We start from the raw sequence: 16,036 nt of genomic DNA on the forward strand, positions 1-16,036 counted from the left end.
CTCCTTAGGCGAGGCGAGCGGCGAGGTTCTCGTCCAGCGCCGCGAGGAAGTCTTCGGTGGTCAGGAAGGCCTGGTCGGCGCCGACGAGCAGCGCGAGGTCCTTAGTCATCTTGCCGCTCTCCACGGTCTTGATGACGACGTCCTCGAGTGTCTCCGCGAACTCGGTGACGGCGGGGGTGCCATCCAGCTTGCCGCGGTGCTTGAGGCCACCGGTCCACGCGAAGATTGACGCGATGGGGTTGGTGGACGTGGGCTTGCCGGCCTGGTGCTGGCGGTAGTGACGGGTCACGGTGCCGTGAGCTGCCTCAGCCTCGACCGTCTGGCCGTCGGGCGTCATCAGCACGGAGGTCATGAGACCCAGTGAGCCGAAGCCCTGTGCCACGGTGTCCGACTGGACGTCGCCGTCGTAGTTCTTGCAGGCCCAGACGTAGCCGCCCTCCCACTTCATTGCAGCGGCGACCATGTCATCAATCAAACGGTGCTCGTAGGTCAGGCCGGCGGCGGCAAACTGCTCCGCGTACTCGGCGTCAAAGACCTCCTGGAACAGGTCCTTGAACTGGCCGTCGTAGGCCTTCAGGATCGTGTTCTTGGTGCTCAGGTACACCGGGTAGTTGCGCTTGAGACCGTAGGCGAACGACGCGCGGGCAAAGTCCTTAATGGACTCATTGAAGTTGTACATACCCATGGCGACGCCGCCGCCCTCGGGGTACGCGACAACCTGCTGGTGGATGGGCTCGGAGCCGTCATCCGGGGTGTACGTCATGGTCAGCGTGCCGGCACCGGGCACCTTGAAGTTGGTGGCCTTGTACTGGTCGCCGTGCGCGTGACGGCCAATGATGATCGGCTTGTTCCAGCCCGGCACCAGGCGCGGGATGTTGGAGATGATGATGGGCTCGCGGAACACCACACCACCGAGGATGTTGCGGATGGTGCCGTTGGGCGAGACCCACATCTTCTTCAGGCCGAATTCCTCCACACGCGCCTCGTCGGGCGTGATGGTTGCGCACTTGACGCCCACGCCGTGCTTCTTGATGGCGTGAGCGGCGTCGATGGTGATCTGGTCGTCCGTCGCGTCGCGCGACTCGATGCCCAGGTCGTAGTACTCAAGGTCGATGTCCAGGTAGGGGTGAATGAGCCGGTCCTTGATGAACTGCCAGATGATGCGAGTCATCTCGTCACCATCGAGTTCTACGACTGTGCCTACGACCTTGATCTTTTCCATGCGAAAGCGCTCCTCTAATAAAGGGAATTGTCCTGCCCTCTAGGGTAGTCCACGCTCATGGGTGCCGGAGTCGGCGCGAAAACAGCCTGGCATCCCGACGCGCCGACGCGAACTCACGCTCGCCTCGTGCCAGTATTCATGAAGGGCACATGCCCACCAGTCACTACATGGAGGTCACCATGGCCGAAGAGCCTACGCAGCCCAATGCTGTTGAGATTGACGAAATTTTCATTGAAGAGGAGATCAGCGAGGACATCTGGGTTGAGGACAACTCCGGTCCCGGCCTCATGGCCAGACTTGGCGCCGAGATCGCGGGAACCTTCATGCTGGTGGTGATGGGTGTGGGAACCGCCCTGTTCCTCTCCATCGGCAACAACGGAACGCTGACCGCTGGCCTCGCGTTCGGCGCGGCGGTCGTCATCGGCGCCACGGCGTTCGGTCACATCTCGGGTGCACACTTCAACTCCGCCATCACCGTGGGCGTCTGGCTCTCGGGCCGATTCCCGGGACGCGACGTCGCGCCGTACATCTTGGCGCAGCTCGTTGGCGCCTCGCTCGCAGGTGGCGCCCTGTACATCATCACGCTCGCCAACCCGCAGATCGTCGACTCCGAGAGCGCGCAGAGCGTCCTCGCCTCGGGCGCCAACATGTTCGGTGAGGGCACTGCCGGCGGTTGGGGTGTTGGAGCCGCAATCCTCGTCGAGGTCATCGCCACCGGCATCCTGGTGCTCGCTGTGCTCGCCGCCACCTCCGTCCGCGGCGTGCGCTCGCTGGCTCCGTTCATCATCGGCCTCACGCTGGCGTTCGTCCTCGTGCTCGCCATCCCCGTCACCAACGGCTCGGTCAACCCGGCCCGGTCTACCGGCATCGCGCTCTTCGCCGGCACCGATGCCCTGAGCCAGCTCTGGGTGTTCTGGGTCGCGCCGATCGTGGGAGCGGCAATCATCGGCCTGCTGTATCGCGCCTTTGGCCGCGAGGACGAGATCGAGGAAGTAGAGACCATCGACTTCGTCACCGACTAGGTCCTTCAGTTCAACGATAAGCGGGGCCCGTCCACGGTGGACGGGCCCCGCTTGTCGTATGAGGAACGTCTTGCCGGCCGATGCTGCGGCTGGCTTTGGCTGCTACTCCAGCGGGGTAGCGAATGCCAAGAACAGCAACACGCCACCGAGTATCGCCAGCGTCGCGACGTCCACGGCACGGCGACGAATGGCGAAGGCCCTCTTGGCTGGCATGACGATGCGTGCGATTGCTCCGCCGATCGCCAACGCCGCGAACAGCACCAGCGCCAGCTGGACGCTCACCAGCCATGCCAGCGCGACAATCGTGAAGCACGCCACCAGCGCGCCCACGGCGAGCGGCAAGGGCACCAGCCGCAACTTGGGCAGGATCACGAGTTTGGGCACGGATCCGCTGTGAGTCGCGGCACCGGGCACGCCGTCGCCCGTAGTCCCGTCTCCCAACGTCTCCTCGCCGAGCGTAGCGTCGCCAGAGTCAGCGGCTTCAGGCGAAGCCGGCTCGGGTGCTGCTGCTTTGGGGGTCACGGAGGTCTCGACAGTTCCTAGTGAAAGAAGTGCCTGGTACCGGTGTGGTACAGGGTGATTCCGGCGTCCTGAGCGGCCTGGATGACCTCCGAGTCCCGCACCGATCCGCCGGGTGAGACCACGGCCCGAACGCCAGCGTCGATCAGCACCTGGAGGCCGTCGGCGAACGGGAAGAACGCATCGGACGCGGCAACTGAACCGGTCGCGCGCTCGGCGCCCGCACGCTGCACCGCAAGCCCGCACGAGTCCACGCGGTTTACCTGCCCCATGCCGATTCCCACTGCGGCGCCGTCCTTGGCCAGCAGAATGGCGTTCGACTTCACCGAGCGGCATGCGCGCCAGGCGAAGTTGAGATCCGCGAGCAGGTCGTCATCTGCAGGCGAGCCGGCGACCAGCTGCCAATGCGACGTGTCGTCACCCGGTGCGTCGATGCGGTCCGCGACCTGCACCAGCAGGCCGCCGGTGATACGGCGCATCTCCGTGGCCATGGGGGCGGGATCGATCTGCAGAATCCGCAGGTTCTTCTTGCGGCTGAGCACCTCAACGGCCTCATCGTCAAAGCCGGGGGCCACGACCACCTCGGTGAAGATCTCCGCAATCTGCGCGGCTGCCTCGGAGGTGATGTGACGGTTGGCCGCGATGACCCCGCCGAACGCGGAGATGGGGTCCGTGGAGTGGGCGCGAGCGTGCGCCTGCGCGATCGACTCCCCCACCGCGATGCCGCACGGGTTCGCGTGCTTGATCACCGCGACGGCGGGTCGCTTCTGGTCGTACGCGGCCCTGACCGCGGCATCGGCGTCGAGGTAGTTGTTGAACGACATCTCCTTGCCGTGCAACTGGCGCGCGTTCGCAATGCCGCCGGAGACCACCGGGTCCGTGTAGACGGCCGCAGGCTGGTGCGGGTTCTCGCCGTAACGCAGCGACGCCTTGCGCTCAAACGACGCACCCATCCACTCGGGGAAACCATCACCGTCGTGGCTGGGGGCAACCACATTGCTCATCCACGAGGCCACGTTGAGGTCATAGTCCGCGGTGTGGCGGAAGGCCGCCGCCGCGAGCTGCTGCCGCTCCTGCAGCGTGAAGCCGCCATCGGCCACAGCTCCCACCACGTCGCGGTAGGAGGCGGGGTCAACGACCACGGCGACCGAGGGGTGGTTCTTGGCTGCGGCACGGACCATCGAAGGCCCGCCAATGTCGATCTGCTCAACCGTGTCGTCCTGGCTAGCGCCGGAGGCGACGGTCTCCGCGAAGGGGTACAGGTTCACCACGACGAGGTCGAAGGCCTCAATGCCGAGCTCCTCGAGCTGCTCGACGTGGTCGGGCAGGCGGCGGTCAGCAAGGATGCCGGCGTGAATGCGGGGGTGCAGCGTCTTGACGCGACCATCGAGGCACTCCGGGAACCCGGTGACCTCCTCGACGCCGGTGACGGCAACCCCAGCATCGGCGATCCGAGCGGCCGTGGAACCGGTGGAGACCAACTCGACCCCGGCATCGGCGAGCCCGCGGGCCAGCTCCTCCAGTCCAGTCTTGTCATAGACGGAGATCAGTGCGCGGCGCACGGGTTGGCGGTTCGACATCTAGCTACCTTCCTCGGTGTGGCCCACCCTCACGGTGCGCCCCTGAACTGTCCATCCCTCGCGCGCCATCCGGCCCACCGTCGTCACGACCAGGTCGCGCTCGATGTCCTTGATGCGCGCGTGAAGGGATTCCTCGGTGTCATTGTCCCAGACATCGAGTACCGCCTGAGCGACGATGGGGCCCGTATCCACGCCCGCGTCGACGACGATGACGGTGCAGCCCGTGACCTTGGCGCCACCCTCCAAGGCGTCTCTCACGCCGTGCGCGCCCGGGTAGGCGGGCAGCAGCGCGGGATGGGTGTTGACGATGCGCCCGCCAAACTGCGCCAGCGACGCGCCGCCCAGGATCTTCATAAATCCCGCGCACACCACTAAATCTGGGGAGAACGATGCAATGGTTCGGGCCACCGCATCGTCCCATGTGGCGCGGTCGGGAAAGTCTTTGAGGGACACCACGGCCGTAGGGATGCCGGCGGAGCGCGCGATCTCCAGACCGGTGGCGCTGGCGCGGTCGGCAATGACACCCACGATGCGCGCCCCGTAGCTCGCGTCGCGACTGGCCCGCTCGATGGCCTCCATGATGGATCCCGTGCCTGAGATCAGCACCACGAGGGACTGGGACGATGCTCGGGAGGGGCTGGGCGGCGCGTTCCGGTTTGTCACAGGGCGAGCATATCGGCATGCTAGAGGCCACACCTAGTACAAGGAGTCGCGTGACCGACGACAAGCAGCCACCCTCGGGCGGCTCAGCGGGACCAAAGAACGCGGCACCATCCGAGGCGTCGGCCACGGAGTTGACGCCGCGCGCCCGCCTCTACACCCGGTTATTCATGGGTTCGCTGGTCGTGACGCTGCTGCTGTACTTCATGTCGATCCCGTTCATCTACTTCGCGTGGATCTCCGCGCCCGCGACCATCGTGTTCGCGATCCTCTCACTGGTGGCCTCACGAGCCCAGAAGAAGATCACGGGGCTGCGGCTGGGGCTGTCGATGGGAATCGTGCTCGCCGGGCTGTCGATGGTGCTGGCGCTGGGCGTGTGGGTCTTCCAGGACGCGATCATCGCACAGCGCGACTGCATGGCGCGGGCGCTCACGAACACCGCTCAAAAGCAGTGCGACGATGCATACGACGAGGCTTACCAGGCCGAGCTCGAGAAGTTCGGGCTCACTCTTCCGTAGCCGTAGAGAGTGCGGCCGGGCTCTTGGTCTTTACCGCACTCTTGGTCGTGACCGTGCCGTGAGTTTTTACCGTGCCGGACACTGGCTTGTCAGGAGTGGCGGGCTTGGCAGCAGGGGCCGGTGTGGGCGTTTTTCCTTGTCCCACGCGGGGTACGAGGACGCGCCGAATCAGAAACTCGAGCCCACCCACCACGGCGAACCCCGCCGCGACCAGCCCTGAGCTCACGAGTGCGACCGGCAGCCACGACACCCCCGCCTCACTCATACGGCCGGGGCCCAACGAGCCGCTGGCGATGATGCCGAGTCCCGCGACGGACGCACCCACCACGACGACGGCGACCACGGAGGCCTTCACGTCCGCCCAGTGCAGGTCCAGGCGGCGGCGCATGGCGAAGCGGGCGATGGCCGCGACCACGATCAGCACGACGGGCGCCCACACCAAAACGCCGCCCGATGCAGAGGGTAGGGCTCCCAGGAGGGGGACGTTGGGCAGGGCGCCGACTTCCAGGGTCTGCGGAGAGTAGAGGCTGTTTCCTCCCACGATGAAGCCCTGTCCGGTGAGCCACGCGAGCATCCACACCACCATGACGGGGACGTAGAGGGTCTCGGTCACGGCGAGCAACGTGCCGCCCACCGCGTCGAGCCCCAGGGAGGACGACGAATCAGCAATGGCCTCGCGGCCCGTGAAAGCGAAAGCCGCGCCCACGAGTGCGGCGGCGAACAGCATCAGCATCAACGTCCCGGCCCCCAGGCGCACCCCGGTGCGCACCCACAACGGGATGCGGTCAAGCCAGCCGAACTCGGCGCCGTGGGCGCGCCAAATACCCCAAGCAACCGACGGTGCCGCCATGAGGACCGCAACGACGGTGGCCGTGGTGACGGCCGTGACAGCATCGGCCGAGCGGGCGTACATGATGGAGGCGACGATCGCGACGGTGCCGGCGTACGAACCAACGGCGATGGCCCAACTGCCCCAGGAGCGGGTTGCGAACCGGCGCGCGATGGCGACCAGCATCGCCATGGAGATGAGAGTCAGTCCCAGCGGCGCGATGGAGAACGTCGCCTGCGGGGTCACCAGGGCGACGCCGTGTGCGAGGAGCCAGAAGTGTGTCCCGAGGCTGGTGGCGCCCGCCCAGTCGACGTTGGTGGAACTGTCCGCCGTGGGAGCCGATGCGGCGATGGTCAAGGCGGGTGCGATCACCATGAGCAGCGACAGCAGCGCCGCCTGCGAACCCACCAGGATCCCGCCGAACCATTCCGGTACCCCGGTCAGCGACTCGCGTACGCGTTTGCGCGCACTGCTGAGGTCGCTGGTGAGGGATCGTGCCATGGGTCTATGGTCGCCCGTGGCCCACCAAAAACGACGGAACGGCTCGCGCCAAGGAGGGGTTCTACTTCTCGGCTCCGGCCACCATGCCCTTCATGAACCACTTCTGCAGGAAGAGATAGGCAATCAGCACCGGTGCCAAGGCCAGCAATGCCGCCGCCGCCGCCGCCCCAAGGTTGCTCGACTGCGTCGAGAAGAACGACGCGATTGCGGGGGCGATTGTCTGTACATCCGGCTTGGTGAGGATGTAGCTCGACAACGCATACTCATTCCACGTCGCAATTCCAGTGAGGATGATGACCGTAGCGGTCACTGGCTTGAGGAGGGGAAAGACCACATGAAACAGCACTTGGAAGAGGTTCGCTCCGTCAAGCCTGGCGGCCTCCTCTAGCGAGGTGGGAATAGTGCGAAGGAACGCCGCGTAGAGAAACACACTGAGCGATAGGTGCGTCGTCACCATCACCAGGATGATTCCCCAGTAGGTATTGATCGCGCCGAAGTCACTCATCATGGAGTACAACGGCACCAAGATGCTCAGCGGCGGAACCATGATCATACTGAGGATGAGGACCATGACGACCTTGTTGACCCAGGTCTTGCGGCGAGCGAGCGGGTAGGCGGCAAGCGCGCCCAGGACACAAACCAGCAGCGTGGAGACCCCGGTGACAACGATGCTGTTGAAGATCGCGCGGAGAATGTTCCCATCTCCAAGCGCGCTCGCGAAGTTTCCGAAATAGAACTCGGTAGGTGGAAGCAACTGCGACGAGAGATCCGTCTTGGGCTTGAGCGAGGTGGTGAACGCGACGTAGAAGGGCAGCAGTTGCACAAAGCAAACGACGATGAGTCCGACGGCAACGAGAGGTTTGGAGATTCTGGTCATTGTTCTAGGCCTCCAGCTGCTTGCGACCGAGCATCTTGTTCATGACGAGAGTGACCGCGAGGATGATGACGAAGAGTGCGACGCCCATGGCGGATGCGTACCCAGCGTTCTGGTTGTCGAAGTAGGTGATGCTGATGAGCGTCGAGACGGAGTTGGTCGAATAGCCGGGCCCGCCATTTGTCAAAATCTTGATGATGTCGAAGAGTTTGAGCCCACCGATGAGGTTGAGCACGATGCTCGTCGCGAATGCGGGCTGCAGGAGCGGCACCGTGACGTAGCGAAACTTGTGCCAGGTGGACGCACCGTCGAGGCTTGCCGCCTCGTAGTACATCTCGGGAATCGACTGCAGACCCGCCAAGTAGATGATCATCGAAATGCCCATGAACTGAAGGCTGTTGATGGCCACAATGATGGCGACGGCGTTCCCGGAGTCCGCGAACCAGGCGACCCTGTCGCCACCGAGCGCGACCACAATCTCGTTGAAGGCACCGTCGTTGTACTGAAGGAGCAGGTAATACATCGTGCCCATGATCACGGGCGAGACCAGGACCGGCAGATAGACAATTGCACGGGCGGTCGTGCGGCCTCGGAACTTCCTGTCGAGTGCGAGCGCTAGCCCCAGCCCAAATATCTGCTGGAGGATCATGCTGCCCACCCCATAAATGAAGGTGTTGACAAGCGACTGACCGAAGACTGGGTCAGTAAAGAGGCGGCTGAAGTTGTCGAAGCCCACAAAGCTACGCGCGGCGCTGTAGCCATTCCAGTCGGTAAACGCTAGTCCGATGCCGCTGACCAGCGGGTACACCATGAAAATCGCGAAAAGGATGAGCGCAGGAATGTAGAGCAGATTGATGAGACCACTACCGCGGTGAGTCTTCGCGCGGTAGCCCCGGGTTCTCTGGGTGGTCTTGAGACGTGTGGTAGCCATGGATTCGACTCCTTTGTCGAGAAGGGTGTGGGGCGGGCAACCTCAGCGGACTACCCGCCCCACGACGACGATGAACCTACTTGGTCTGTCCGTACAGGTTGTCGAACGTCGTCTTCATCTGTTCGGTCGCGTCCGCAGTGCTGGCCTGCTCGGTAATGACGCTGTCCGTGGTGACCTGCATCGCATCCCACGAGCCATTGGGGAGGTACACACGGTCGAAGTACGGCACCACGGGCGTATTCGCTTCCGTGACCCACTCATCGAAGCTGGGCTGAATGGGACCGAGGTCCATCGTGCCGGTCGTGAGACCAGGAGGTGAACTTGAGGCAGCGGCGAGGTCGGTTACGTTCTCCGCGAGGAAGTTCACGAAGTCCGTCGCCACTTCCGTGTTCTCTGAACTCTTGGACACACCGAAGGCGGTGCGCTCTCCACCCACAAGGTACTTGGGTCCACCCGTGTTTGAAGGCATCGGGATGAACCCCAGGTTCACATCGGGGTTAAAGCTCAACGCGTTGTCAAACAGCAGTGACGGACCAAATTCGAAGGCGGCCTGGCCTTGAGCGAGGGCCTTCGCCATGTCGTCCCGCGAGGCGGACGAGTAGTCAGGGTTGATGTATCCCGCCTCACCCCAGCTGTGGATGATGTCGAGCATCTCCTGGTAAGCCGAGGAGACGAACGTGCCGTCCGTCATCTCGGTGAGCTGGTTGTCATTAAAGGTGCCACTCACCACGCGGTCGGCGACTGCGGCTGAAAGCGGCTTGCCGCCAATGTAGACGGGTGAGACGGTATCCGAGTTGACCTTGTCGGCAGCCGCCGCGAAATCGTCCCATGAGTCGATCCCTGCGGGATCAACGCCAGCGTCCTTCAGGACATCTGCGTTGTAGATGATGCCTGAGATGTCAATGTTGGTTGGCATCGCGAAGATCTCGCCATCGGCGGTGACCATGGTGGTCTCGAGCGAAGGGATGACATCGTCGGCCCACGGCTGGTCCTGCAGGGGAAGCAGGAACTCGCCGTACCGCAGCACTGACCACCCGTGGGTGTTCCAGATATCCGGGGCGTCGTCCGCGGCGAGACGTACCTTCATGTTCGCCTCGTAGTCCTCGCCTGCGGGCACCAGATCGATGGTGACGCCCTCGTGGTCCGCTTCGTACTGGGCCGCGAGTTCCTTAAGTGCCTGGGCCTCGGTGTCATCGACCGCGAGTCCAGTTTGGAACTCGATCGTGGCATCGACGCTGCCAGAACTCTCGCCACTGCCGCTGCCGGCGTCGCCGTCATCTGATGAGCATCCAGCGAGCGCGAGGGCACCCACGAGTGCGACAACAGATGCTGTCTTGACAGACCTCATTGTCTTGCCTGACTTCATTGTCTTGCCTTTCCATTCATGTTCGGAAACTGACGGGACGAGACGTTACACGAATAACTATCTGATTGGCAACACCAAGAAATTCAACCGATCCGTGCGTAAACGTTACGATTTGACTGCAGTAACTTCCAGAGGGCATACTTTTTGACGTGCGACGACGACGTCGACTCGATCTGCTCGATGAAGAAGGTGGACAAGCGAACGATGAAGAGCTCAAATTCTTCTGCTCCCCGACGGCGAGCCACGCGAGCCGACGTTGCAAAACTCGCAAATGTGAGCACCGCCGTCGTCACCTATGTCACAAGCAATGGCCCTCAGTCGGTGGCTCCAGCGACCCGGCAGCGCGTTCTCGACGCGGCGGCAGCCCTGGGTTACAGTCCAAATGCTGCCGCGCGTAGCCTCAAGATGGGCGCCACTCATCTCCTTGGAATGGTCATCCCCGACGCGACCAACCTGTACTTTGCCGAACTTGCAGCAGCAATCGAACTAGCAGCCGAGGACCACGGCTTTGACTTGCTGGTCGCCCATTCGCACGGGAGTCGCTCTCGTGAGGTTCAACTACTGCAGAGCTTCACCTCGCGACAGGTCGACGGCATGATTCTTTTTACTGGCGTCACCGACAGAAGCGCGGCAGCACTCGGCGCCACCAACACTCCCTTCGTCACCATTGGTCGAAATCTCGGGGTTTCAGATGCCCTTGCGTTCGCGGTCGATCACCGCGAGGGCGCTCGATCGGGAGTCGAGCACCTGATCGGCCACGGCCACACGTCGATCGGTCTCGTCATTGGCGATGAGCCCGCGGAGGTCGCCCACTCACGAGAAGTCGGCTGGCTGGATGCGCTTGCCGATGCGGGTCTGCATCGTGGACCCATTGTCCGCGCTCCGTATTCCCGCGCCGGCGGCCTCGAGGCTGGGCGCGAGCTTCTCAGAAGCGACCAGCAAGTATCGGCCGTGTTCGTCGCGTCCGATATTCAGGCGACCGGGGTGATTCGCGCGATGCACGAGGCCGCAGTACGGATGCCGGAAGACATGGCGATCGTCTCCTTTGACGCCTCCCCCGAGTCTGAATACACCTGGCCGCCACTGACATCCGTACAGCAGCCAGTCCAAGAGATCGCCAGCTGTGCCATCGAAGCGATTGTGAAGCGGCGACGTGGCGAGCCCGCGGAGTCACGCATGTTCGCCACGCGGCTGGTAACCCGCGCATCGTGCGGATGCGTGAACCCAGTCAACTGATGTTGCTCTCCATAGCAATCTCGACCTACCGAAAGGAATCCTGGTGACCGACAAGCCCAACATCCTGCTCATCACCACCGATCAGCAGCACTTCGACGCCCTCGGCAGCCGGACTCCTCTGCTGAAGACACCCAATCTTGATCGCCTCGGTTCCGAGGGCATTGTGCTCGATCGCGCGTATTGCCCGAACCCACTGTGCTCCCCGTCGCGATCCTCGATCATCACAGGTCAGTACCCCTCGATTCATGGCTGTTGGACAATCGGCACAAAGCTCGACGAGGAGCACGAGACCCTCGGCGAGATCCTCGGCGATTCCGGCTACTCCACAACTCTCATTGGCAAGGCTCACTTTCAACCGTTGGCGTCGCAGCCCGACCAGACATCACTCGAGGCGATGCCGACGTTGCGAGACTTGGACTTCTGGCGCGAGTTCACCGGCCCCTACTACGGCTTCGATCACATCGAGTTGGCGCGCAACCACGCAGACGAGCGCTGGGCGGGACAACACTATGCGCTCTGGATGGAAGAAAAGGGCCTCACCAACTGGCGGGACTATTTCCAGAATGAGGACGGGACCAACCCGCGCCGACACAGCTGGGATCTCCCTCAGGAGTTTCACTACACCAACTTTGTTCGTGAGCGCAGCGCGCACGCGCTCGACGTTGCTGCAGGCGACCAGAAGCCATTCTTTTTGTGGGCGAGTTTTCAGGACCCGCACCCGCCGTACGTCGTACCCGAACCGTGGGCGTCGATGTACGACCCTGCCGACGTTGATCCCGGCACCCTTACGCCCGGCGAACTCGACCGGATGCCCGTGTGGCACCGACTCACGCAGGAGGAGAACCCTGATTACTCGCCGTGGCAGGAGACGCCGCACGAGAACCACGGCTTCGGCAGCCACCTCATCGACGACGAAGAGTTGCGCAAGAACATAGCGATCTACTACGGGATGATGTCCTTCATCGACGATGCTGTAGGAACCTTGCTCGACCGACTCGACGAACTGGGCATGACGGAGAACACCCTGGTGGTGTTCACCACCGATCACGGACACTTCCTTGGTCAGCACGGACTCATTGCAAAGGGCGCGTTTCACTACGAGGACCTTTTGCGCGTGCCGATGCTGGCGCGCTTCCCCGGGCGTATCCCCGCGGGATCACAGACGGAATCCTTGCAGAGCCTGATCGATCTCGCGCCGACGTTCCTCGCTGCGGCTGGAATTCCCATCCCCCTTGCCATGCAGGGCGTCAACCAGCTTCCGGTCTGGGAGGGATCCGAGACCCGCGCGCGCGACCACGTCCTGATTGAGAACCGGCACCAACCTACTCGCGTGCACATCCGGACCTACGTGGACGATCGGTACAAGATCACTCTCTACCGCGACGAAAACTACGGCGAGATGTTTGATCTCCAGACCGACCCGGGCGAGGTTCACAACCTCTTCAACGAGCCCGAACACCGCGAGTTGAGGGCCGAACTTCTCGCGAAGTTCATGAATGCAGAAATGGTGCGTGAGACCAGCCGCTACGCGCGGATTGCCGTCGCATGACGGAGAACCCCGCGCCTCCAGTCGTCGTGCTGCGTGGGGGCGGAACAACCCTTGTGTTCGACTCCAGCAGCCGCTTGCCCTGCGTGATTCATTGGGGCGCAGATCTTGGCCCCCTTGGCTCCGATGACCTCCTGGAGCTGGCACACACCGCAATTCCATCGCAACTCAACGGCGCCCCTGACGTTCCTCGGACTTTCCCGATTCTTGCTGGGGAGGACACCGGGTGGGTGGGTCGTCCTGGACTAGTCGTCTCGCGCGATGGCCATCAACTTGCCTGCCGATTCGTTGTGGAATCGCAGCACCTAGCTGAGACTCACGACAGAGTCGCGTTCGTGCTTGCCGACAAGGCCAATGGGGTCCGCGTAGTTCTCTCCTATGCCCTGGACTCACACGGCGTAGTGACCGCCGATGCCACCGTCTCCTCCACCGGCGAGGGCTCCCTCGCGGTTGAGCACTTGGATCTTAGGCTCCCGCTTCCACACCGCGCGGCGGAGATTCTCGACTTCAGTGGCAAGTGGGCGCGTGAGCGATCGCCGCAGCGGTTCCCAGTGGTGGACGGCGTTCATTCGCGTGAGGGTCGCCGCGGAAAGACCGGGCTTGACAGTCCCTACGTCATGTCGGTTGGGACAGAAAGCTTTACCCATCGCACCGGCGAGGTGTGGTCCATGCATGTGGCCTGGAGCGGAGACTCCTCGTGGCACGTCGAACGGCTCCCCGAAGGTGCCGGCTCCATGACGACCTCAATGGGTGGAGGCGAGCTTCTTCGCATCGGCGAAGTTCGCCTCGAGAACGGCGAAAGCTATACGTCTCCTCGCGTGTTCTTTGTCTGGTCACCCGACGGCCTCGACGGTGTCCGGAATCGCTTCCATAGCTACATGCGCGCGCGATCTAGCCACCCGTCGTCGCCAAGGCCCCTCACGCTGAACTCCTGGGAGGCGGTCTACTTCGACCACAACCACCAGAAGCTCGCAAAGCTCGTAGAACGGGCGTCCAGCATCGGTGTTGAACGATTCGTCCTGGACGACGGGTGGTTTCACGCCCGCCACGATGACACTGCCGGCCTTGGCGATTGGTGGGTCGATGAGCAGACGTGGCCACATGGCCTCACCGAGTTGGCCAACCAGGTACACGGGCTCGGGATGGAGTTCGGGCTGTGGTTCGAACCAGAAATGATCAACCTCGACTCCGACACTGCGCGGGCACACCCCGAATGGCTGCTCGCTCCCAGCACCGGCGTAGGTTTACCCTCGCGGAATCAACACGTCCTCAACATCGCGAATCCCGAGGCTTGGGCGTCCGTGCTTGACCGCATCGATGCGCTGGTCACAGCGCATGCGATCGACTACATCAAGTGGGATCACAACCGAGACCTGCTCGAGGCCGCCCGCCGTGGCAGTCAGGCCGACCGCGTCGGCTCACGCGCGCAAACACACGCGACCTACGCACTGATGGACGAGTTGCGTCGTAGACATCCCCAACTTGAGATCGAGTCGTGTGCAGGCGGCGGCGGACGAATAGACCTAGGCGTGCTCGAGCGCACCGACAGGGTCTGGGGTTCAGACTGCATTGACCCGGTCGAACGTCAGTCGATCCAACGATGGACGACGCTACTCATTCCGCCTGAGCTGATGGGCTCCCATGTGGGAGATCGCCGTTCACACACCACGAACCGGGAAGCCGACCAACCGTTTCGCATGACAACCGCGCTCTTCGCCCACTCCGGCATCGAGAGCGACCTGACGTTGTGCTCCGACACGGAATTGGAGAGCTTCCAACGATGGGGCGCGCTGTACAAAGAGAAGCGGTCCCTCATCCACACCGGAACAGCCGTCACCGCCGACATGCCGGGCGTGGGCGTCATGTTGCACGGGGTCGTAGCCCAGGACGGCTCAAGTGCACTGTTCGAATGGGCTCAACTCGGCACCGAGGCAATCGGTCAATACGGACGCACCCCAATCCCGGGACTAAACCCCAACGCCCACTATCGAATCCGGGTCAGGGAAGACGTCGGCACTCCCCGCTGGCAGGGCCATGCGCTGCCCGCTTGGGTAACCAAGGCAGCAGAGGACGGGCTTGTGGTTAGCGGCACCATCCTCACCGTAGTCGGGCTTCCGCTACCGGCACTCGACCCCCAGCAGTCGCTTCTTTTCGAGCTGGAGCGTGAACCCGTGGGCAGCCACAACGACCAAAAGTAAACTCCAGGTTCCTTCTCGTCGGCCTCCTAGACGCGCGGTAGATCGCGCATCACCGGATGCTCACACACGCGAAACGGCTCGTGCCAACCGAGGATGTCCTCGGCGGCACGAGCCGTTTCGTGTTGACGTTGCTGCGTTATCCGTTCAGAATCGCGCGCATCAGGTCGGCCGTCTCGGTAGGAGTCTTGCCCACCTTGACGCCGGCGGCCTCGAGGGCCTCCTTCTTGGCCTGAGCGGTGCCCGCTGAGCCCGACACGATGGCGCCAGCGTGGCCCATGGTCTTGCCCTCGGGCGCCTCGAAGCCGGCCACGTAGCCCACGACGGGCTTGGTGACGTGCTCCTTGATGTACGCCGCTGCGCGCTCCTCGGCGTCGCCACCGATCTCGCCGATCATGACGATCGCTTCGGTCTCGGGGTCCTCCTGGAAGGCCTTGAGGCAGTCAATGTGCGTGGTGCCAATGACGGGGTCGCCACCGATTCCGACCGCGGTGGTGAAGCCGATGTCGCGAAGCTCGAACATCATCTGGTACGTCAGCGTGCCGGACTTGGACACGAGTCCGATCTTGCCCGCGCCGGTGATGTTCGCGGGAGTGATGCCCACGTTCGACTGGCCGGGGGTGATGAGTCCGGGGCAGTTGGGTCCGATGAGCTGCGTGCCCTTCTCGGTGGCGTAGGTGAAGAACTCGGCGGAGTCCTTGACCGGCACGCCCTCCGTGATGATCACGGCGAGTGGCATGCCCGCGTCGACAGCCTCGACGACTGCGGCCTTGGTGAAGGCCGGGGGGACGAACAGAACCGAGACGTTGGCACCGGTGGCGGCCATAGCATCGGCGACCGTGCCGTAGACCTGAACCGAGACCGTCTCGCCGTTGACGTCGAAGTCAACGGAGGTGCCGGCCTTGCGGGGGTTCACGCCGCCCACAATGTTGGTGCCCGAGGCGAGCATGCGAGCCGTGTGCTTCTGGCCCTCAGCGCCCGTCATGCCCTGGACGATGACCTTGGAGTCGGAATTAATGAAGATTGACATTGCTAGA

At 63.3% G+C, this 16,036-nt stretch carries 14 protein-coding genes; 5 read left to right on the forward strand and 9 right to left on the reverse strand.

Annotated elements, in window-relative coordinates; translation table 11 throughout:
• Nucleotides 1-4: 4 nt before the first annotated feature.
• Entirely contained in the window at nucleotides 5-1,222 is a 1,218-nt protein-coding gene (locus AOP73_RS01470; RefSeq protein ID WP_061962880.1) for an NADP-dependent isocitrate dehydrogenase, read from the reverse strand.
• A gap of 149 nt (nucleotides 1,223-1,371) precedes the next feature.
• Between AOP73_RS01470 and AOP73_RS01475 the strand changes: the two genes are divergently transcribed.
• The gene (locus AOP73_RS01475; protein WP_061962881.1) at nucleotides 1,372-2,244 is read left to right on the forward strand and encodes an aquaporin; all 873 of its coding nucleotides are present in this window, start codon (nucleotides 1,372-1,374) and stop codon (nucleotides 2,242-2,244) included.
• A gap of 102 nt (nucleotides 2,245-2,346) precedes the next feature.
• Here the strand turns inward: AOP73_RS01475 and AOP73_RS01480 are convergent, their stop codons facing one another.
• The 3 genes from AOP73_RS01480 to purN are packed head-to-tail and all read right to left on the reverse strand — an operon-like array spanning nucleotide 2,347 to nucleotide 5,006.
• Complete coding sequence (locus AOP73_RS01480) at nucleotides 2,347-2,766, reverse strand: hypothetical protein (protein WP_061962882.1); 420 nt, start codon at nucleotides 2,764-2,766, stop codon at nucleotides 2,347-2,349.
• 17 nt (nucleotides 2,767-2,783) lie between these two features.
• Nucleotides 2,784-4,343 (reverse strand): bifunctional phosphoribosylaminoimidazolecarboxamide formyltransferase/IMP cyclohydrolase, encoded by a 1,560-nt coding sequence (gene purH, locus AOP73_RS01485; RefSeq protein WP_061962883.1) that lies wholly within the window; start codon nucleotides 4,341-4,343, stop codon nucleotides 2,784-2,786.
• Complete coding sequence (gene purN / locus AOP73_RS01490) at nucleotides 4,344-5,006, reverse strand: phosphoribosylglycinamide formyltransferase (RefSeq protein WP_236683479.1); 663 nt, start codon at nucleotides 5,004-5,006, stop codon at nucleotides 4,344-4,346. It abuts the gene before it with no gap.
• Nucleotides 5,007-5,056: 50 nt separating this feature from the next.
• On the opposite strand from purN, the gene AOP73_RS01495 reads away from it, so the two are divergent.
• Nucleotides 5,057-5,521 (forward strand): hypothetical protein, encoded by a 465-nt coding sequence (locus AOP73_RS01495; protein ID WP_061962884.1) that lies wholly within the window; start codon nucleotides 5,057-5,059, stop codon nucleotides 5,519-5,521.
• Here AOP73_RS01495 and AOP73_RS01500 read toward each other — a convergent pair.
• From AOP73_RS01500 to AOP73_RS01515, 4 genes are all read right to left on the reverse strand, one after another.
• Nucleotides 5,508-6,851, reverse strand: coding sequence for a cell division protein PerM (locus tag AOP73_RS01500; RefSeq protein WP_061962885.1), 1,344 nt, complete (start codon nucleotides 6,849-6,851; stop codon nucleotides 5,508-5,510). The two genes, AOP73_RS01495 and AOP73_RS01500, sit on opposite strands and share 14 nt — an antisense overlap.
• Nucleotides 6,852-6,912: 61 nt before the next feature.
• Entirely contained in the window at nucleotides 6,913-7,728 is an 816-nt protein-coding gene (locus AOP73_RS01505) for a carbohydrate ABC transporter permease (RefSeq protein WP_061962886.1), read from the reverse strand.
• Between the two features lie 4 nt (nucleotides 7,729-7,732).
• A complete protein-coding gene (locus AOP73_RS01510) occupies nucleotides 7,733-8,656 on the reverse strand; it encodes a carbohydrate ABC transporter permease (protein WP_084626474.1) in 924 nt (307 codons plus the stop codon).
• A 76-nt stretch (nucleotides 8,657-8,732) separates the two neighbouring features.
• Entirely contained in the window at nucleotides 8,733-10,004 is a 1,272-nt protein-coding gene (locus AOP73_RS01515) for an ABC transporter substrate-binding protein (protein ID WP_160295413.1), read from the reverse strand.
• Nucleotides 10,005-10,226: 222 nt separating this feature from the next.
• Between AOP73_RS01515 and AOP73_RS01525 the strand changes: the two genes are divergently transcribed.
• The 3 genes from AOP73_RS01525 to AOP73_RS01535 are packed head-to-tail and all read left to right on the forward strand — an operon-like array spanning nucleotide 10,227 to nucleotide 15,002.
• Nucleotides 10,227-11,258, forward strand: coding sequence for a LacI family DNA-binding transcriptional regulator (locus tag AOP73_RS01525; protein ID WP_269078499.1), 1,032 nt, complete (start codon nucleotides 10,227-10,229; stop codon nucleotides 11,256-11,258).
• 43 nt (nucleotides 11,259-11,301) lie between these two features.
• Nucleotides 11,302-12,807, forward strand: a complete 1,506-nt coding sequence (locus tag AOP73_RS01530; protein WP_061962890.1) for a sulfatase family protein — start codon at nucleotides 11,302-11,304, stop codon at nucleotides 12,805-12,807.
• Entirely contained in the window at nucleotides 12,804-15,002 is a 2,199-nt protein-coding gene (locus tag AOP73_RS01535; RefSeq protein WP_061962891.1) for an alpha-galactosidase, read from the forward strand. Before AOP73_RS01530 ends, AOP73_RS01535 begins: the two co-directional genes overlap by 4 nt.
• Nucleotides 15,003-15,138: 136 nt before the next feature.
• Here the strand turns inward: AOP73_RS01535 and sucD are convergent, their stop codons facing one another.
• Entirely contained in the window at nucleotides 15,139-16,029 is an 891-nt protein-coding gene (gene sucD, locus AOP73_RS01540; RefSeq protein ID WP_061962892.1) for a succinate--CoA ligase subunit alpha, read from the reverse strand.
• Nucleotides 16,030-16,036: the final 7 nt, after the last annotated feature.

It is taken from the genome of Demequina aurantiaca (assembly GCF_000975135.1).
GTDB lineage: Bacteria > Actinomycetota > Actinomycetes > Actinomycetales > Demequinaceae > Demequina > Demequina aurantiaca.